A 19,447-nucleotide genomic window follows, 5' to 3' on the forward strand; every position below is an offset into this window, starting at 1 on the left:
CCACCCGTCGACAGGAAGCCTGGCGACTCACGGACCTCAAACGCCTTGAGGCCGTCCATGGCCTGCCTCCCATTGATGCCGATCTCGAGAATGATTGGCCACAACCACCGCAAAGCGGACTCCGCTTGCTGCTTGGGTCTGATCAACATCCATTAGAAGGAGTAGAGCTCCCGACAGGCATCAAAGCCTTGAGTAGTGATCAGCTCGAGGACCTTCTCGGTCGCGCAACAGATCACTGCGGCTGCTCGGAGGACTGGCCCGTGGAACTCAACAAATCCTGCAGCCGTCAGGTCCTCGCTTTACAGATCAGTGGCAAGGTTCCAGCACTGGAACTCGTGATAGCTGCCAGTGGTTCAGGCATGCTGGCAACGCGTGTTCTGCTGATGCTTGAGCCAAACGCCGAACTCAAGCTGCTCGAGGTTTTCCAGTCAAAAGACAGCGTTGCGCACAGCCATCTGTGTGAAATCCTGCTCGGGGAAGAGTCACAGCTACAGCATGGCTTGATCTCCATGGGCGATGGCAGCAGTTCACTGCTGACAACGCTGGCCATCCAACAAGAGCCTCGCAGCCACTACGCGCTGTCCTCCTTCGTTCAAGGGTCGTTGTTCGCTCGAATCGAGCCAAGAATCGTGCAACTGAGTGGGCAAGCCTTTACCTCTCTGAAAGGATTGGCTGTCGCTGCAGATGAACAGCAAGTCGGCGTGCACTCCGCAATGCGTTTTGACGGCCCCGAGGGTGAACTGGATCAACTGCAAAAAAGCCTTGTCTCAGGAAAATCGCACACGATTTTCAATGGCTCGATTCAGGTGCCCAAAGAAGCACAACGAACCAATGCGGCACAACTCAGTCGCAATTTGATGTTATCGAGCCGTGCACGAGTTGATACCAAGCCAGAGCTTGAAATCATTGCTGACGATGTGAAGTGTGCTCACGGCGCCACTGTCAGCCAACTGCAGGAGGATGAACTGTTTTATCTCCGTAGTCGCGGAATCACCGAAGTGGAAGCAACAGCTTTACTACTGAATGGATATTGTCAGGAAGTGATTGATCACTTACCGGCCGATGCTGAACGATGGCAGCTTTCAAAAAGAATGCACGATGCGCTGATGACAACAACTTAGCCATTCATCCTGCAATCCTGAAAACAGATTTACCCACTGTTTTCATAGAAAACCTGTGAATCATTCATTTCAAACGCTGTAAAAAACCAAGCTTTGATATTATTGATGCCATCAAAACCACTCGGGAAGATTTCTTTTCTGATTTTGGGAAAGACTTGTTGACGGTTACTCTCATCGAACGATCAACAGGGCAGTTGACACTCCAAGCCTCAGAGGTTTATCCGAGTCTGTCTCCACTCAGACATGGACCAGTTCGAAACGTGACGTGCAGGACCTTGCGTTCCAACGCGAACATCAATCAACGGCCTGCACAGATGGAAGCTGGCCTGCGGCCGATGGGTGAGCATTTGCGCTGCGCTTCTGAAATTGTCGTCATGAACGATCTCAGGTCAGAATGCCGCGACGTGTTGGGCCAACCCTGTGAGACTGCCACTGATGCTTTTGGGGTTTGCCTTGATGCTGCCTTCACTGGTTCAGGCCAAGCCCAAAAAGGTTCCCTTCCCGACCAGGGAGGAACTGCGTTCACTCCAGCTGATGGCCTACAGCTGCTCGCGCGCGAATGATCAAGATAGCTGCAGCAAGACCCGCAACCTTGCTGATCCACTCATGGACCACCCCAGACTGTCGGCTGCCTGCAAAGACACCGTATGGGAGCTGGTTCAGGCCTCACAAATGGTCACCACCAACAGCTTCCAGCGCCGTGACAGCATCGACCGACCTGCTCGACGGCTGACGCTGGTCTGTGCCGAACCTGAGAAGCCGCAACAACCTGCTGCCCCTACCCAGACTTGAGTCTTTACAAGGACTCAATCCCATTCGAAGTCAAAGCGTTGATTAGGAAGCAGTCGCGTCAGCTCACTGCCTGCAACCTGCCACAACTGACTTGAGATCAGTGGATGTGAACGCAGTTCACGGACCAGCTCTTTCACATCACCTTCAGTGAGTCCGTGGCTGGACACCATCGATTCCAGACGTTTCTGAAAGTGTTCAAACACCATTTTTTCCTGCTCAGACAGCGGGCTGGAGTTGGGGTGATTGATCTCCATCACGCTTCAGAAGCCGTTAGATCCAAAAGGTAGCTGCGACAAGTGGTCGCGCCGACAACCCTGATCAGCATCTGACGTGTAAAGGTTCTTGGTATCCGCTCCCGTCAGGGATGACCGCCTCCGCCTCGGCTGAACCCGCTCCAACCTTCGTACGGCTCAACGCCCCTTTCACCGACCAGAAGCCGGGCACCTCTGGATTGCGCAAGAGCAGTGCGCAGTTTGAGCAACCGCACTATCTCGAAAGCTTTGTTGAGGCTGTGTTTCGCACTCTGCCTGGCGTGCGAGGAGGCACTTTGGTGCTCGGAGGCGACGGCCGTTACGGGAATCTGCGCGCCATCAATGTCATCCTGCGCATGGCTGCAGCCCACGGCCTGAGCAAGGTGATCATCACCAGAGATGGCATTCTCTCCACGCCGGCAGCATCCAACCTGATCCGCAAGCGAGGGGCCATCGGAGGGATCATCCTCTCGGCCAGTCACAATCCAGGCGGCCCCAATGGTGACTTTGGAGTGAAGGTGAATGGAGCCAACGGCGGCCCCACGCCGGGATCCTTCACCGATGCAGTGTTCGAGTGCACCAAATCGCTGGAACAGTACGCCACGCTTGAAGCTCTCGATCTGAATCTCGACACTCCAGGAACGCACAGCATCGGTGCCATGGAGGTCGAAATCATTGATGGGGTCGATGACTTTGTGGCCTTGATGCAGCAACTGTTCGATTTCGATCAGATCAGCACTCTCCTGCGCAGCGATTTCCCACTGGCCTTTGACGCCATGCATGCCGTCACAGGTCCCTATGCCAAACGTGTCTTCGAGGATCTGCTGGGAGCACCAGCAGGCAGCGTGCGCAATGGCATTCCACTTGAGGATTTCGGCGGCGGCCATCCTGATCCCAACCTCACTTACGCCCACGAACTGGCCGATCTTCTCCTAAAGGGAGACAACTACCGCTTTGGTGCAGCCTGCGACGGTGACGGCGACCGCAACATGATCCTTGGTCATCACTGTTTCGTGAATCCGAGCGACAGCCTGGCCGTGCTGACCGCTAACGCCACGCTGGCACCGGCCTACGCCGCTGGACTGGCAGGGGTCGCGCGCTCAATGCCGACCAGCTCCGCTGTTGATGTGGTGGCGAAGCAGCTGGGCATTGAATGCTTCGAGACACCCACAGGCTGGAAGTTTTTCGGGAATCTGCTGGATGCCGGCCGCATCACTCTCTGCGGCGAAGAAAGTTTCGGCACAGGTAGCAACCACGTTCGTGAAAAAGACGGTCTCTGGGCCGTGCTGTTCTGGTTGCAGATCCTCGCGGTACGTCGTTGCAGCGTGGCGGAAATCATGAGCAACCACTGGAATCAATTCGGGCGTCACTACTACTCACGTCACGATTACGAAGCGGTGCCGAGCGAGGCCGCCCATGGCCTCTATGACCGGCTTGAAGGTCTTCTTCCTGGGCTTGTGGGTCAGACCTTCGCCGGTCGCAGCATCCGTTGTGCTGACAATTTCAGTTACACGGACCCTGTGGACCAGTCGGTGACTCAGGGTCAAGGGCTGCGCATTCTTTTGGAGGACGGCAGTCGCGTTGTCGTGCGCCTCTCCGGCACCGGCACCAAGGGCGCCACCATCCGGGTCTACCTGGAAAGCTATGTCCCGAGCAGTGGTGATCTCCATCAGGATCCTCAGATCGCCTTGGCAGACATGATCAGCAGCATCAACTCCCTAGCGGAGATTCAGCAGCGGACGGGTATGGCGCGCCCCACAGTGATCACCTGAGTACCGCTCGCTCAGCTGACAGAGTCGGCCCAGATTGAAAGGGGCAAAATGAATCTCAGCGTCGCCGCTGTCCCCGCAGGGTCTTCTTGTGGGAGCGATACGCCTCCTCGTTGGCACTCTCCTGGAGCTGACGCATGCTCTCGATCGCTGAGCCAAACAGGACGGCGGAAGCAATCACGACACCGTGGAGATAAACCAATCTGGTGCGCGGAATCTGTGCCGGTGTATTGCGGATGAAAGTGCCAAGAAAAATCGTGAGAATGACGCCGATACCGGCACCGGTAAAGGCAGCCCAGAGCACCTTGAAACCGTTAAATCCAGAAGGAGCCGCGTTGCGGGAGTGAGACCTTGTTGAGCGACTCATGAGCTGATCGGGCTCGAACGATCCGCCTGCCCAAGCAGGGACTTGAGCACGACGTAAAACACCGGCACAACGAACAGCGAGAGGACGGTGGCGATCAGAAGACCACCAAACACCACAGCCCCGAGGGACGTCTGGCTACGGGCACCGGCACCGCTGGCGAAGACCAGCGGCATGAAACCGAACAGCGAGGAGATCGCCGTCATCAAGATCGGCCGCAGACGGGAACCGGCCGCAAAACGGGCGGCCTCTAGGGCATTGGCACCAGCCTGCATCCGCTGATTGGCCATATCCACGATCAGGATTCCATTGCCAGCGGCAAGGCCGATCAACATCACCAGACCCACCTGGGCATAAACATTGAGCACTTCACCCCGCAAGACCAGAAAGGCGAGTGCGCCCAACATGGCTGTCGGCACTGTCATCAGAATGATCAGCGGATCGGCGTAGCTTTCGTACTGCGCAGACAGCACCAGGTACACCGCCAGGATGCCAAGGGCAAAGATCACCACTGCCAGGGCACCGGCCTTCACTTCCTCACGGGAAATTCCAGTCCAGTCGAAACTGAGGCCCTGCGGGTTGATGGTCTCGAAGATTCCCTTCATCGCTGTGATCGCCTGACCAGAGCTATTCCCTGCAGCGGGCGTGCCTTCGATCTTGATGGCTCTGTAGAGATTGAAGTGAGGAACCACCGTGGGCCCCAGGGTTTCACGCACGCTGAAGAACTCCGCCAGCGAAATCAGATCACCGTTAGTGCTCTTGACGTAGAGAGCTGAAAGACGCTCAGGGGTCGCACGACTTTGAGCATCGGCCTGGACATAGACCCGACGCACCTTGCCCTCCTGGAAGGTGTCGTTCACATAGAGACCACCGAAGTTGATGCTGAAGGTCTGCATGGCAGCACCGAAGTCAACATCAACAGCGGCCATGCGATCGCGATCCACTTCAATCTCGATCTGTGGCGATTCAGGAGCGAACAAGGTGTAAACGCGGTTGAGATCAGGGTCGGCGTTACCGGCCTGGATCAGGCGTGCTGCCGTGCCATAAAAATCAGCCAGGCTGTAGGCCCCACCGCTCTGGTCGAGAAGCTGAAACTCGAAGCCGCCGCCGGTGCCGTAACCGGGGATGGCGGGAGGTTCAACGACAAACACCCTGGCACCATCGACCGAACGGGCCAGCTTCTGATTCAGCCGCTCCACGATCGCCCCAACGGTCTGATCCCGTTGCTTTCGCTCAGACCAGTTCCGGGTCCCGAAGAAGAACAAGCCCTTGTTGGGACTATTGCCATCCAGGCTTGCGCCGCTGAACACCGACGCCGCAGTGATGTTCTTTTCTGTGCGCAGCACCGCAGCCACCTGCTGATTGATCGCTTCAGTGACCTGGGTGGAGACACCTTCCGGAGCCTGAACGACTCCGATCGCGTAACCCTGATCTTCGATCGGCACGAATCCCCCAGGAATGGCCCGGAAGGCGACGGCCGTGAGCAAAATGCCAATGCCGAGGATGCTCATCACCAGTCGACGTCGACCGAGAGCCCACTCCAACGCCGAGGCGTAGCGGCTCTCCATCACGGCATAAAAGCTGTTGAACTTGGCGAAAATGAGCGGGGTGCACCAACCCAGAGCCAGGCCCAGAGCTGGATAGACGGTCACCGGAATGACCCGACTGACCCCCACGAGAATCAAACCGGTGATGGCACCACCGATGCTGAACGGCAGGGTGACTGGTCGATCGATCAAGCGCCCCAGCAGCAGGCCAATCAATGCACCAACAGCCATCGGGATCAGCACCAGGGGCGCTCCGGCACCGGCCACCAGCAATCCATACACAAAGCCGATCACCGTGCCAGCGATGGCATAGCTCCGCCGTCCTGGATCCTTCGATTCGCGCGCCAGCAACAGGGCGGACAACATCGGTGAGAAGGTGAGCGCATTGAAGGTAGAGATGGCGATCGAGAAGATCACAGTGGCCGCGAACTGTTTGTAGATCGTTCCGGTCGCACCAGGGAAAAACAGAACCGGCAGAAACACAGCAAACTTCACCAGCGAGGTGGCGATCACTGCTGAAAACAGCTCATCCATGGTGGCTTTCGCTGCCTCCAGGGCCGTCATCCCCTCCGATTTTTTGGTGGAGGTGTCCTCAATCACGGTGATCGCATCGTCAACCACGAGACCCGTGGCCAGCACCAGACCGAACAGGGTGAGCTGATTGAGAGAAAACCCAAAGCCAAGCACCAGACCGAAAGTGCCGATCAGCGCCACGGGGATTGCAATTCCGGGAACAAGGGTGGCCTTCCAGTTCTGAAGAAACAGGAAAAGAATCAGAACAACGAGCACCACCGCATCCCGAAGGGAATTCACCACGCCCTGAATGGACGCGGTGATGAAGTCGGTGTTGTCGTAGATCTTCTCCATCTTCATGCCTACGGGCATCGTCATCTCAAAGTCGGCTAAAACCTGCTTCACGCCATCCGACACCTCCAGCGCATTGCTACCTGAAAGTTGATAGACAGCCAGCCCAACGGAAGGAACTCCCTGGAGATCGGTCGCGCTGACGGCATACGACTCACCACCGAGCTGGACGTCGCCCACATCTCCAAGACGCACAAGGCCACCCCCCTCAGCAGTTCGCACCACCATCTGCTCGAAGTCCTCGACGCTGCGCAGGCGGCCTTGCAGCTGCACGGTGAACGTGAACTGCTGCCCCGTCGGAGCAGGTTCACCACCAACCTGACCAGCGGGTACGAGGCGATTCTGACTGGAGAGCTGGTTGACCACATCGGTCGACGTGAGGCCAAAGCTGGTGAGCTTGTCAGGATCAAGCCACAGCCGAAACGCCAATTTGCGGTTGCCGAAGTAGGTGAGGTCGCCGACGCCCCCCACCCGCTTGATGGCATCAGTGAGCTTTAGATCCAGCAGTCCGCTGATCGTCTCAGCGCTGTAGGTGATCTGGTCAGGATCCTCACTACCAAAGTTGTAGACGAGCAGAATCGAGTTAGACGCTTTATTGACGCTGACGCCGGCCTTACGAACCTCCTCTGGCAGCTGCGGTTCTGCCAGAGCGACACGGTTCTGCACATTGACCTGATTGATGTCACCGTCGGTGCCGCTGGCAAAGGCCACATCGATGGCACTAACACCATCGGCGGAACTATTGGACTTGATGAAGTCCATGTTCTCCACACCGTTGATCTGCTGCTCAAGAACACTGGTGACGCCCTCCTCAACAGAGACGGCATCGGCACCGGTGTAATTAGCCCTGACTTTGACGGTGGGAGGAGCGATGTCCGGGAGATTCTCAATCGGAAGCAGCGGAATCGCAATCAATCCCACGATCACGATCAAGATGCTGCAGACCGTTGTGAGAACGGGTCTGGTAATAAAATTATTGGAGGCGGACATGACTCAGTCGCTCAGTTCTTCACCTTCACGGGCACGCCGTGGCGCAGGCTGAGCAGATTGCTGGTAATCACCTTCTGTCCGACCCTGAGCCCCCTGGTGACGGGATAGCGGTTGTTTTGCAGGGGACCGAGATTGACTGGCGTTTGCAGGGCAAAAAGGGTCGCGGAGGGAATCACGCCACGCTCAATCCCCCGCTTGATCCTGGCCAGGTCAGCCTTGCCAGGCTGTGCTTCAAGCTCCTGGAGTGTTCCGAGACGGAACACAAAGCTCTGACCGGAGGTCTGTGTGACGGCAGCAAATGGAACGGACGGCTCCTGGCGAGATTCCAGCTGAACCCGGGTACGCAACCTCTGACCGTTGCGCAGCTTTCCATCTGGATTGGGGAACTGCGCCATCACCAGAAGGGCCTGTGTTCCGGAGTTGATTCCAGGGTCAACCGACATCACCGAGCTCCTGGCCATCACCTCGTTCCGCCCCGGAAGACTGAGCAACACCGGCAATCCAATCCTGATGCGATCGGCATAGGTTGAAGGCACCTCCACCCTGGCCTCCAGGGTGTTGTTACGAATCAACTTGGTGAACGGGTCGCCATTTCTCACCACATCCCCGACCTGCACGGAGACGTCTGCCACGGTTCCAGCGATCGGTGCCTGCAGATTGCTGTAGGCCAGAGTGGCCTCCTGAGCTCTGACCTCTTCCCTGGAAGCGATATAGATCGCACGCCGCTGATCACGGTCTGAGGCTTCCGCAGCACCAAGAGGCACCAGGAATTCATAGCGTTTCAGCTCCAGCAGATCCTTTTGCTCTTGGGCTTTCAACCCGGCCAGCTTGGCCTGCTCCTGAGCCTGATCAAGGGTCATGAGTAACTGCCCCGGGGTCACCCGATCCCCCTGGGTGATCTTCAATTCAATAATCCGACCTGATGCCTGAGCCGCAAGCTGAACCAGGTCGCCGGACTCCAGCGTGCTCACCGTGTCGACATCATCTGTGAAGGTGGCCTCGGTAACAGCAGCCTGCTGCACTTCTGGAAGAGGTCTCTGCGCATTGCCACCCCTGCCGCAGGCACTCAGCATGAAGGCCGTCAGTGCCACGGGGATGAGGGATTGATTGAGACGCACGGTCAGGACGCAGTCGGGCGCATTATGACGGTGCTCTCGCGTTCAAAGGCTCCACTTGAGCAAGAATCGTCTCACCGGGAATCGACGCCGTGGGCGGACCTCTGAAACAGGATCTGTTCAGCCATCAAGGGGAAGCCGCGCGGCTACGGCAAGCACCGCTCGCCGATCGCCTGCGACCACGCAATCTCGATGAATTCGTTGGGCAGGGAGCAATCCTTGCGGAAGGTCGCTTACTGCGACGAGCCATCTCAGCTGATCGTGTCGGAAATCTGATTTTGCATGGCCCACCCGGGGTCGGAAAGACCACCTTGGCGAGGATTATCGCCAATCACACAAGAGCCCATTTCAGTTCTCTCAATGCCGTGCTTGCCGGAGTGAAGGACTTGCGCTCTGAGGTGAACGATGCCCTTCAACGCCTCGAACGCCATGGGCTCCGCACCATCCTGTTTATCGATGAGGTGCATCGCTTCAACAGCGCCCAGCAGGATGCCTTGCTGCCCTGGGTGGAGAACGGCACACTCAGCCTGATCGGCGCCACCACCGAAAACCCCTTTTTCGAAGTCAACAAGGCGCTGGTCAGTCGGTCCAGGTTGTTTCGTCTGCAAAGCCTGGATCCTGAAGATCTCAGTTGTTTGCTGCAGACAGCGCTGCAAGACAAAGAACGTGGCTACGGCGACCGCGATGTGGAGATCAGCGCTGAGGCCTCTGCCCACCTCGTCAATGTGGCAGGAGGTGACGCCCGCAGCCTGCTCAATGCACTCGAACTCGCCGTGGAGAGCACTCCTAAAAATCACAAGGGTGTGATTGAAATAGACCTCAGCATCGCTGAGGAATCTATCCAGCAGCGCGCCGTGCTCTACGACAAGCAGGGTGATGCGCACTTCGACACGATCAGCGCATTCATCAAATCCCTAAGGGGCTCGGATGCTGACGCAGCACTGTTCTGGCTGGCACGGATGATCGAAGCCGGTGAAAACCCACGCTTCATTTTCCGGCGCATGCTGATCTCTGCCGGGGAAGACGTGGGACTCGCGGACCCCCAGGCGGTGGTGGTGGTCGAAGCCTGCGCCGCGGCCTTTGAGCGCATCGGACTGCCGGAGGGACTTTATCCACTAGCCCAGGCAGCTCTCTACCTGGCCTGCACCGAGAAAAGCAATAGCACCAGCGGCATGTTCGAAGCGCTGCGGCAGGTTCGTGAAGCGCAGCGCCAGGAGGTACCTGCCCACCTACGCGATGCCAACCGCGATGGCGATGCCTTCGGTGACGGCAAGGGCTATCGCTACCCCCATGCTTTTCGTGAACACTGGGTGGCTCAGCAGTATTTACCCAGTGCCCTTCAAGGTGAAGCCTTCTGGGCTCCGAGTCGCCAGGGCTGGGAAGGACAACGTCGCGAACGGATGCTGGAACGTCGTGCTGCTCAGCTGGCAGCATCAGCTGAGGCGGTCGACGAACACCCGCTATTGGTGAGCAGCGGACCGGAGGAACCTCAGCTGGAGCGATGGCTGCAACGGCAACTGTCCTTGGATGGTGAACGCCTGCAAGAGTTGCGACAAAGACTCTGGTCGGACCTCTCATGGCAGCGCACGGATCGCGTACTAATCCTTGGCGGTCGGTCGCTGCTCTGGTCGCTCGATCCCCTTGGAGCCGTTGCCGAAGGTGGACTCACAATTCTCTGTTCATCCTCAACAGAACAGCTACGGCTGGAAGCACAGCTGCAGTTGCTTGATCCACTCCATCAACCGGCCGTCCTGACCGATGCTGCTGAACTAGAGCGACTCAGCCCGGACCACCAGTTCGAAGTGGTGGGCGGGCGACTGCATCAGGCCGATCTCAAATCTCCTGACCTTGAGATGTTCTGGGCCCGAGTAAGCGCCCGCTCGAGAAGCGGTACTCAGCTGAGGGTGTTGCTGAGTGAACCCCAACTCGGACCGGCAGGAGGGCTACTGGAGCTGCTCATGAGCGAAAGGGAGGCGACCAAACCGAGGTCATCGCTGCAGACCCTGGCAGCACTGGAGTCCATCTGGCTGAGTCAGGCAGAACCGCGTCAAATGCTGCTGAGCCAGCTTGAGCGCTGCGGCTGGGTGACGAACCAGAGCAGCTGGCAGGAATCGTTGAAGCTCGCTGTTGAGCCGAGCCTGATCGAACGATGGCTTGGCGAAGACCGCCCCTACCGCAGGGCACTGGAAGAAACCGGAGAAACCAGAGAAACCGCTCTGTCGGAGCTGCGTCACGAGCTGATAAAGCAACGCGGAAAACATCTTCCCCAGAGTCTTCGTCACTGGCGAATCGAAGGCCGACTGGCCTGATCGGCTTCCATCAAAGCCCTACATAAAAAAAGCCCCGGCGATGCCGGAGCTTGAAGAACAAAGTTGATGAACCCGTGAGGGTTCCCAACAATCACCAGAGGCCGCGGACGGGAGCAGCAGCAGGTGCTGGCTCAGCAGGGAGGATCTGGTTGGCCTGCACACATGCGGGCAGGAACACATACCAAGAGAGAAGGGATGTGGACTGAGCACCGTCAAGACCGTCCTTACAGACGTTCTGAGCACCATCGGAGGAGCCGTTGTCGTTGAGACGGAAGTCAACGGGCAGCTGGTTCATGATGCCAGCAGAGGAGATTTCTCCATCAGCGGCGTCAAGGATGATGGCGGAACGAAGGGCGACCACAGCAGTCTTCTTCTTCTGCCAGTAGGGGAAGTAGCTGCGGGTCTGGTCGTCCAGGAACTTCACGCCATCGGCGGAATACAGGAAGCGAGAAACACCAACAAGATCTACGTCGTAGCTCTTGGTCATGCCCTCTTGAATTTCATCAGCAGTCCAACCGGAGTTGTTGATACCTGCTTGAAGGGCGCGGTCAGTAATTTCGCCATCGCTGAAGAACTTGGCGAATGCTGAGGCTTTGGTAGTCCAGACAGCACCACCGGACACCCAGCGCACAGGGCGCTTGGTGCCAGCTTCAGCGGCGACAGCCAGAGTGGAAATGGAAGCGGCGGCGAGAGCGCCGGCTGCAAAACGGGTGAACACGGACGGCGAGAGAAGACGTCTCTTTAATCCTATCGGTAGGAAAAAGAGTTGCCAACAAAATCAGTGCATCAAAAGCGCAAATGAGGACAAATGCGCCTCATAAGGACCAATCAAACAAGACTCATGAATCTCAATGGATGCATGGATCTCGTGGTGAACATTGCTGTTGATTCAGCTGTTGAGTGAAATCCATCACCAATGACATTGATATCGATTGACCTCAACATTGCTCACGCTGTGCAGAGCAGACAATCCTGCAGAAATCTCTTCTCAGCAACGACAACTCCAAAACGCCATTCCCCCTGAGACCGCAACTGTGCAGCCACCTTGAGATTCAATCCTCGGTGCAGGGCACCACAAAAAGTGGAGCTCACCTCCCAGAAGCAGAGGTCCTGCGCCAGAGAGCCTTGCTGCCACTTGATCGCAGCCTCTTTGACCAGCCACCGATCCAGAACCTGCTGTCGCAGTTGCTCCCCCTCCAGTGCCGTCAGCTCGCTCTGCTCAGACTCCGTGAAAAAACGACGCATCAATGCCGCCGCAGCATGAAGCTTTCGGTCGGCACGCTCCAGGTCAACTCCGATGGGCTGCTGAGACCAGCCCAGCAGACAGGCGTCAGCACAGTGGCTAAGGCTCACATAACCCCATTGGTCCAACAACTGTGGTGGAGCACCTGGTGGAGCATTTAGTGGAACCGCAAGAGGGCTAGCAGCATGCAGCGCGGCCAGACAACTGCGCATCCAACCACGCGAAGCCAAATACTGCTGGGAACGGGATGCCGTCAGCCCTGCGGCCCATGCGCGCTCTTGCTCACTCACAACAAGCTGCCCAGCTGAGGCCTCTGGGCCGATCTGCTGCATCCACAACGCAGTTACGCTGCCGCCGACAGTCCGGCTATCCATGACTCTGCAGATCGGCGATCCCGCCCCTGACTTCACACTTCCAGATGAGAACGGTGAGCCCCTCACGCTTTCATCTCTGAAAGGACAACGAGTGGTGATCTATTTCTATCCGAAGGACGCCACCCCCGGCTGCACCAAGGAAGCGTGCAACTTCCGGGACCGCTGGAGCGACCTCAAGGCCCATGGCATCAGGGTCCTAGGGATTAGCAAGGACAACGCCGCATCTCACACCCGCTTCATCGCCAAGCAGGAACTTCCCTTCACCTTGCTCACTGACGAGGAGCCATGCGCCGTGGCCAGCAGCTACGAAAGCTACGGCCTGAAGAAGTTCATGGGCCGTGAGTTCATGGGCATGATGCGTCACACCTTTGTTGTGGATGCTGAGGGCAAGCTTGAGTTGATTTACAGAAAGGTCAAAGCCGATTCAATGGCTGATCAAGTGCTGAGCGATCTGGGGCTGGGCTGACCAGCGTCACCAGCGACTGCATCACAAGATCAGGGGCATGATTCAGCTCAAGCCCCTGGGTCTGCAAAGCCTGCAACAGCAGTGGAGCATCACCGCCGCAGAGCCAAATCGGAGAGGGATCGAGGTCCTGGGCTCGGACAATTAGACCGACAAGACTTTCGATCACTCCCCGGCGCATCGCCTCACACGAATCCCTGGGGAAAGAAGCGCCATCACAGGGATCCCGCCTCTGGTCGTCATGATCTGTCAGCGCCCAAGTACCTGCAGCCATGGCCTGCAACTGCAGCCTCAATCCGGCTGCGAGCCAACCGCCATTGAATGCACCGTCTGCGGTCACGCGCGTCAAGCTGAGCACAGTGCCGGCATCAACAACCATCAGGGGGCCAACCTCTGCTGACTGGGTCCAGGCGCCCCATCCAGCAAGCGCTCTGTCGATGCCAAGCCAGGCCGGGACATTTCTAAGCGGAATCACATCGAGATCGAGACGCCTGTCTGGCCTGAGCACGGAATGATCCGGCACAGGTCCCACTGCCGCCCATGCACAAAGCTGAGGAGAGCCAGCCAACAGCGACAGTTGCGGTTGGGAATGGCTGTAGCTCCAGGCACCGCTTTTCAATTGCTCAGCCCAGTGCCAGCGACTGTTACCGATTAGTAGACAGCGCTGCTCAGAGCGCATGGTCAGATGCCATCGCCCATGACTCCGGGCACGTGAATTCCGCACTCCTGACGCTGTCCGCCGAAGCGGGTGCTGCGGCCTTCAGACTCAAGCCCGTCAGGAGCACTGGAATGCCAGTCGCCCACGGTGGAATAGCCCTGATCGAAGAGCGGATGCTGAGGCAGGTCATGCTCCTGCATGTAATAGAAGACATCCCGATTGGTCCAACGCAACAAAGGGCGCAAAGACAAACGCTCACGAATCGGATCGAGCACGGTCATGGTCTTACGTAGATCAGTCTGGCCGCGTCGCACGCCACTGGCCCAGCAGCTCACTTTCTGCACACGGAGCGCTTCCTCCAGCGGCTCCACTTTGCGGAGATGCAGATACAGATCAAGATCCTGCTCTCGGCCAGTTTCCCAGAGCCTTCCATGGACTGCTTCCATTCGGGCAGGAGACATCGAGGCCTGCGCCACAACGAGCTGAGTGCCAAATCGTTCACAAAGTGTGTTGGCATAGCGATAGGTCTCTGCGGGGAGATATCCCGTATCGACCCAGATCACAGGCACAGTCTCTCCTCCGGAGAGGCGACTGAGCATGTGCAGCAACACTGACGACTGGATACCGAAGCTGGTGGTCATTGCGAAGCCGGAACCGAATCGATTCAGCGCCCACTGCAGACGCTGCAGAGGCTGCATCGGGTCTAGCTCTGAACGCAGGGGATCCAGACCGGCAGAGACCGTCCCCGAATCCACACCACCAGCGGTGCCGATCATGTCTGTGATGCCCTGGCTCATGTAACCCATCCTCCAATGCCGAGGTGACCACAGGTCTGCCTATGGTTTCAACGCGCTCCAGAGAATGCCGTGACTCCTCCTGCCAGCGAGCAAGTTCAACCGATCGTGGTGGTCGGTGGTGGATTCGCCGGATTGTCAACAGCGCTTGCCTTCAGTCGCCTGCATCCAAGACCACCGGTTGTGCTGATTGAACCTCGTGACCGCTTCGTCTTCGTTCCTCTGCTCTACGAATTAATGAGCGGGGAACTGAAGGGATGGGAAGTAGCCCCTGACTATGCATCCTTGCTGCAGGGGCGTGGGATCAGTCATCTGCAAGACCGCGTCAGCGCGGTCGACCTCGATGCCCGCAGCGTCACTACTGGCTCGGGGCGCGCCCTGCAATACAGCCAGCTGGTGTTGGCAACGGGCGCGCAACCCGCGGATTTCGGCATTCCAGGAGTCCGCGACAATGCCCTGAATTTCCACACCCTGTCTGATTTGCAACCTCTGCAGGATCGCTTGCAGGAGCTGCGTCAGCGCCCATCAGGGGCGAACTCCCTGGTGATTGCTGGGGCAGGAGCCACGGGCGTCGAACTGGCTTGCAAGCTCGTGGACCTGCTCAACGGTGCCGCCACAATTCAACTCGTTGAGCTGGGTGATCAGATCCTGCCAAGATCGAAAGCCTTCAACAGAGAGCAGGCCGAGATCGCCCTGAAGAAACGTGGTGTGACCATTCACCTGAACACCAGAGTCGACTTGGTGACAGCGACTTCCGTGACGCTGAGCGGACCACAAGGCTCGCATCAACAGAATCATGACGGACTGGTATGGACTGCAGGCAGTCGCCCAACAATTCCGGACCTTTCTCCCAAGCTGGAGCTCCATCAAGGTCGACTGCCAGTCACCGAATCGCTGCGTCTGCAGGCCTACCCGGATGTTCTGGCTCTCGGAGATATCGCTGTGAATCCCAGACCAGATGAGCTTTCCAGCTGGCCTCATTCAGCTCAGGCGGCCATTCAGCAAGGTCAGTTTGCAGCCAAAGATCTGAAAGCAAAGCTGCAAGGCAGTGTTGAAAAACCATTTGTGTTTAAGGACCTTGGCGAAATGCTCAGCCTTGGCATTGGCGATGCCTCAATCACCGGATTGGGCCTAACCCTCGCGGGGCCTCTGGCCTTCAAGCTGCGCCGACTGACCTATCTGACGCGTTTGCCAGGGCTGTCGCTAGGGCTGCGCGCAGCTGGTGCCTGGCTGGTTGGCCCTTGAAACAGGCTCACCTGGCGGGCAGAACCAGGGGGCTGCGTCCATCACAGCTCAAACAGCTGGAGCGCCTCAGCCATCGTCGTCACCCCGATGATTCCGGCGCTGACATCTTCACGCTGGAACGGCTTGCCCAACTCGCTGTGCAGCTTGAGGAAACGCTGCATCTTTTAATTGACAACCGTGGCGTCTGTCGCCTGCTTTGGGTTGGCCCGCTCGGAGAATCCGATCGGCTGGACCGCCATCTTCAGGGCGGCTCTAGACGCCGCTCCAGGCAATGGCGCCTGGTCAGCTCGCTGCATGGACGCCGCTCTTCGGACCTGGTTCCAGATGGTCGCGATGCGGCAATCGCCCTCGATGTTCAGCCCGATTCTTGGTTGCGGTATCAGGCACTGATGGCTCGCAGTGGGATCCGTTCAGGTGCTCTCTGGGTTCCAGCCCCCAAGGCCGACGGTGGCTGGAGCTGCACTGAAACAGGCGATCTGACAATGCTCTGCTGCAGCGACACCAGTGCCAGAAATGATGCTCCGCATGGCGAACCGTTTCAGGCAACCCATGAGCACACGTCAACAGTGGAGCAGGTACTGCTGCTCACACTCACCGGCACAGACCCAGCACGAAACGAGCGTGAACTAGCCGAACTCGAAGGGTTGACGCGCAGTGCTGGTGCAACAACGGTTGCCGTCTGCCGCCAGCGTCAGGGACAAATCAATCCTCAGACCCTCTGGGGTAAAGGCAAGCTGCAGGAGGCAGCCCTGGATATCCGCAAGCACGGCGCCACGCTTGTCATCACCGACAGAGAGCTCACGCCTGTTCAAGCCAGGAACCTGGAGCGGCTGCTGGATAGTCCAGTGATGGATCGCAGCGAGCTGATCCTCGACATCTTTGCCCAACGGGCCTCAAGCGCTGCCGGCCGCCTTCAGGTCGAACTGGCACAGCTTCGCTACAGACTGCCAAGGCTTGCAGGACGTGGATTGAGTCTGTCTCGGCAGGGGGGCGGCATCGGCACTCGCGGTCCAGGAGAAACCCAGCTTGAAAAAGACAGGCGTGCCATCAGCCGACGCATCGAGCACTTGGGTCGAGAATTGCGGCAGCTGGGAGCACACCGAGCCCGGCTGAGAGAACGACGCCATGAACTTCCCGGTGTCGCGCTGGTTGGGTATACCAATGCCGGCAAGTCATCGCTGCTCAATGCCCTCTGTGATCGCGCGCCGGGAGGACCGGTCCAAGCCGAAAACATTCTGTTCGCGACCCTCGACCCCACAACACGCCGGCTCTGCTTGCCGAGAGCCGGGGCCGCACCCAGGGAGCTCTTGATCACAGACACGGTGGGGTTCATCCGTGAACTGCCAGCCCCTCTGATGCAAGCCTTCATGGCCACGCTCGAAGAAACCCGCAATGCGGACCAGCTCCTGCTGGTGGTGGATCTCGGAGATCCCGACTGGCAGGGACAACTCAAAGCCGTTCACTCCATTCTCGACGGGCTTGGCTGTGAGCAGCCCAGACAGGTGCTGGCCAACCAGATCGACCGATGTCATGGAGGAGCCTTAGAGCGGATCCGTGAACTAGAGCCTGAAGCTCTTTACCTCTCCGCCACCATGGGAACAGGCCTGAAGGGTCTGCGAACATGGCTTGAACAGACGTTCTGGGAGTCCACACCAGAAACTGTCAGCCCACCTGTCACGGAGCCATCAGGCGCACCCCCCAATGGTTGAGCTCAGTGTCGCTCTGCAGAACGGAGACGCTCTGATCACGCTCGCTGTGCTGCTGGTCGCGGTGGCCCTGTTCATCAGCGGAGCCATGGCACCAGAACTGGTGGGCCTGCTCTGTGTGTCGCTACTGATGATCGGTGGCGTGCTGAACCCTCTGCAGGCCCTGAGCGGCTTCGGCAGCCCTGCTCTAATCACGCTGATGGGACTGTTTGCCGTTTCAGCAGCTCTGTTCCGCAGCGGCGCTCTTGATCGACTCAGAGAACTGATTGCATCCGAACGCATCAGGACTCCCAGACGCATGGTGGGATTGCTGACCCTGGTTGTGGCACCGATCTCCGGCGTAGTACCCAACACCCCGATTGTGGCCAGCCTGCTTCCGGTGCTGGAGAGCTGGTGCCAGAAGAGAGGAATCGCTCCATCCAGGGTGCTTCTGCCTCTGTCATTCGCCACACTGCTGGGCGGCACCCTCACACTGCTCGGCAGCTCCGTGAATTTGCTGGCAAGCGACGTCAGCCAGCAACTGGGTTATGGGTCCCTAGATCTGTTCAGTTTCAGCGCCATCGGAGTGCCGGTCTGGCTATCCGGTGCGAGCTACATGCTGATTGCCCCCCGAGCATTGCTACCGGACAGGAGTGAGCCCGATGATCAGCTCAACACCAACCATTCACTCACTGGATACTTCACCGAGGTCACGATCCCCGGCTCTTCCTCTCTTGTTGGGCAGACCCTCCGGCACAGCCGGCTGCAACGTCGCTTCGATGTGGATGTTCTCGAGCTGCAGAGAGGTGGCGAGCGAATCCTTCCACCCCTGGCCGACCGCTGCATCGAGGCCGAGGACCGCTTACTGCTGAGAGTCACACGCGCAGATCTGCTACGACTGCAACAGGACGACACGATTCAGCTCGCCTCTGCCAGTCGTCCTGCCGCAGATCAGCTCGCCATAGCCAGCACCGAACCGGCCTTGTCCAGCGAAGCTGCAAACGGACAGAAGACCGTTGAGGTGCTGCTGCCAGCTGGATCCACACTGGCGGGCGCAAGCCTGCGGGAGCTGCGTTTTCGACAACGACATAACGCAACGGTGCTGGCACTCCGCCGAGGTCAACAGACGGTTCAAGAGCGACTTGGCCAGGCTGTTCTACGTGAAGGCGATGTTCTGCTGCTGCAAGCTCCGCTGGATGCAATCCGGGGACTTCAGGCCAGTAACGATCTACTGGTTCTCGACCAGATTGAAAACGATCTACCCACGATCCGGCGCAAGCCTCAGGCGATCACCATTACGGCTCTGATGCTGCTGGTGCCGACAGTCACCGCCGTCCCGCTGGTTGCCGCAGTGCTTTTGGCCGTTGTGCTGCTGGTGCTGATGGGATGCCTGAGAACAGGAGAGGTGCAGCGGTCGATCAGACTGGACGTGATTCTTCTGCTCGGATCCCTTTCCAGCTTCAGCGTGGCTCTGCAGACCAGTGGCCTGGCCAACGCCATGGCATCCGACATGGAAAGACTGCTGCTGAATTGGCCGTCTTACTGGGCGTTAGTGGTCATTTTTCTCGCCACCAATTTGATCACCAGTGTGATGAGCAATGCCGCGTCGGTGGCACTACTGGTGCCTGTGGCCACACAGCTGGCTCCCTCTCTGAACCTTCCCCCTCAGGCTTTATTGCTCACTGTGCTGTTCGGAGCCAGTCAGTCGTTCCTCACTCCGATGGGATATCAAACCAACCTGATGGTTTTCGGACCAGGGCGTTATCGCTTTTTTGATGTGGCCCGCTATGGGGCCGGTCTCACGTTGCTGATGACCTTTCTGGTTCCTGGACTGATCCTGGCCCAGGCAGGAGGCCGCTGAGC

At 58.2% G+C, this 19,447-nt stretch carries 16 protein-coding genes; 8 read left to right on the plus strand and 8 right to left on the minus strand.

The window, feature by feature from the left end:
• Together sufD and DXY31_RS13370 are read left to right on the plus strand one after the other, a co-directional pair.
• Positions 1-1,121: Fe-S cluster assembly protein SufD (gene sufD / locus DXY31_RS13365; RefSeq protein WP_114994246.1), on the plus strand; the 1,121-nt coding region annotated here is incomplete at its 5' end.
• 456 nt (positions 1,122-1,577) lie between these two features.
• Entirely contained in the window at positions 1,578-1,913 is a 336-nt protein-coding gene (locus DXY31_RS13370; protein WP_371639452.1) for a hypothetical protein, read from the plus strand.
• 14 nt (positions 1,914-1,927) lie between these two features.
• Here DXY31_RS13370 and DXY31_RS13375 read toward each other — a convergent pair whose 3' ends face one another.
• Positions 1,928-2,167 carry a hypothetical protein gene (locus tag DXY31_RS13375; RefSeq protein ID WP_114994247.1) on the minus strand — a complete coding sequence of 80 codons (240 nt, stop codon included), beginning with the start codon at positions 2,165-2,167 and terminating at the stop codon, positions 1,928-1,930.
• A 110-nt stretch (positions 2,168-2,277) separates the two neighbouring features.
• Here DXY31_RS13375 and DXY31_RS13380 point away from each other — a divergent pair, with 110 nt between their 5' ends.
• On the plus strand, positions 2,278-3,936 hold the full coding sequence (locus DXY31_RS13380) for an alpha-D-glucose phosphate-specific phosphoglucomutase (protein WP_114994248.1): 1,659 nt from the start codon (positions 2,278-2,280) through the stop codon (positions 3,934-3,936).
• A 55-nt stretch (positions 3,937-3,991) separates the two neighbouring features.
• Here DXY31_RS13380 and DXY31_RS13385 read toward each other — a convergent pair whose 3' ends face one another.
• The 3 genes from DXY31_RS13385 to DXY31_RS13395 are packed head-to-tail and all read right to left on the minus strand — an operon-like array spanning position 3,992 to position 8,771.
• Complete coding sequence (locus tag DXY31_RS13385; RefSeq protein WP_114994249.1) at positions 3,992-4,300, minus strand: hypothetical protein; 309 nt, start codon at positions 4,298-4,300, stop codon at positions 3,992-3,994.
• Positions 4,297-7,698 carry an efflux RND transporter permease subunit gene (locus tag DXY31_RS13390; protein WP_114994250.1) on the minus strand — a complete coding sequence of 1,134 codons (3,402 nt, stop codon included), beginning with the start codon at positions 7,696-7,698 and terminating at the stop codon, positions 4,297-4,299. The genes DXY31_RS13385 and DXY31_RS13390 overlap by 4 nt, the downstream gene beginning before the upstream one ends.
• 11 nt (positions 7,699-7,709) lie before the next feature.
• Entirely contained in the window at positions 7,710-8,771 is a 1,062-nt protein-coding gene (locus DXY31_RS13395; protein ID WP_114994270.1) for an efflux RND transporter periplasmic adaptor subunit, read from the minus strand.
• A 146-nt stretch (positions 8,772-8,917) separates the two neighbouring features.
• Here DXY31_RS13395 and DXY31_RS13400 point away from each other — a divergent pair, with 146 nt between their 5' ends.
• Complete coding sequence (locus tag DXY31_RS13400; RefSeq protein WP_114994271.1) at positions 8,918-11,122, plus strand: AAA family ATPase; 2,205 nt, start codon at positions 8,918-8,920, stop codon at positions 11,120-11,122.
• 91 nt (positions 11,123-11,213) lie between these two features.
• Here DXY31_RS13400 and DXY31_RS13405 read toward each other — a convergent pair whose 3' ends face one another.
• Both DXY31_RS13405 and DXY31_RS13410 read right to left on the minus strand, forming a co-directional pair.
• Positions 11,214-11,840 (minus strand): alpha/beta hydrolase, encoded by a 627-nt coding sequence (locus DXY31_RS13405; protein ID WP_114994251.1) that lies wholly within the window; start codon positions 11,838-11,840, stop codon positions 11,214-11,216.
• A gap of 230 nt (positions 11,841-12,070) precedes the next feature.
• A complete protein-coding gene (locus DXY31_RS13410) occupies positions 12,071-12,739 on the minus strand; it encodes a 4'-phosphopantetheinyl transferase superfamily protein (RefSeq protein ID WP_244279803.1) in 669 nt (222 codons plus the stop codon).
• Here DXY31_RS13410 and bcp point away from each other — a divergent pair.
• Positions 12,738-13,205 (plus strand): thioredoxin-dependent thiol peroxidase, encoded by a 468-nt coding sequence (bcp, locus tag DXY31_RS13415; RefSeq protein WP_066911906.1) that lies wholly within the window; start codon positions 12,738-12,740, stop codon positions 13,203-13,205. The genes DXY31_RS13410 and bcp overlap by 2 nt on opposite strands.
• On the opposite strand, the gene DXY31_RS13420 is transcribed toward bcp, so the two are convergent.
• Positions 13,153-13,881, minus strand: coding sequence for a type III pantothenate kinase (locus tag DXY31_RS13420; protein ID WP_114994252.1), 729 nt, complete (start codon positions 13,879-13,881; stop codon positions 13,153-13,155). The two genes, bcp and DXY31_RS13420, sit on opposite strands and share 53 nt — an antisense overlap.
• 2 nt (positions 13,882-13,883) lie before the next feature.
• Positions 13,884-14,657 carry a phosphoadenylyl-sulfate reductase gene (locus DXY31_RS13425; RefSeq protein ID WP_114994273.1) on the minus strand — a complete coding sequence of 258 codons (774 nt, stop codon included), beginning with the start codon at positions 14,655-14,657 and terminating at the stop codon, positions 13,884-13,886.
• A gap of 69 nt (positions 14,658-14,726) precedes the next feature.
• On the opposite strand from DXY31_RS13425, the gene DXY31_RS13430 reads away from it, so the two are divergent.
• Genes DXY31_RS13430 through DXY31_RS13440 form a run of 3 tightly spaced genes read left to right on the plus strand, consistent with a single transcriptional unit; the run spans position 14,727 to position 19,445 of the window.
• A complete protein-coding gene (locus DXY31_RS13430) occupies positions 14,727-15,899 on the plus strand; it encodes an NAD(P)/FAD-dependent oxidoreductase (protein WP_114994253.1) in 1,173 nt (390 codons plus the stop codon).
• Complete coding sequence (hflX, locus tag DXY31_RS13435) at positions 15,896-17,608, plus strand: GTPase HflX (protein WP_114994254.1); 1,713 nt, start codon at positions 15,896-15,898, stop codon at positions 17,606-17,608. The genes DXY31_RS13430 and hflX overlap by 4 nt, the downstream gene beginning before the upstream one ends.
• Positions 17,601-19,445 carry an SLC13 family permease gene (locus DXY31_RS13440; protein ID WP_114994255.1) on the plus strand — a complete coding sequence of 615 codons (1,845 nt, stop codon included), beginning with the start codon at positions 17,601-17,603 and terminating at the stop codon, positions 19,443-19,445. Before hflX ends, DXY31_RS13440 begins: the two co-directional genes overlap by 8 nt.
• Positions 19,446-19,447: the final 2 nt, after the last annotated feature.

Source organism: Synechococcus sp. UW179A (genome assembly GCF_900473965.1).
In the GTDB taxonomy this organism is placed as follows: Bacteria; Cyanobacteriota; Cyanobacteriia; order PCC-6307; family Cyanobiaceae; genus Synechococcus_C.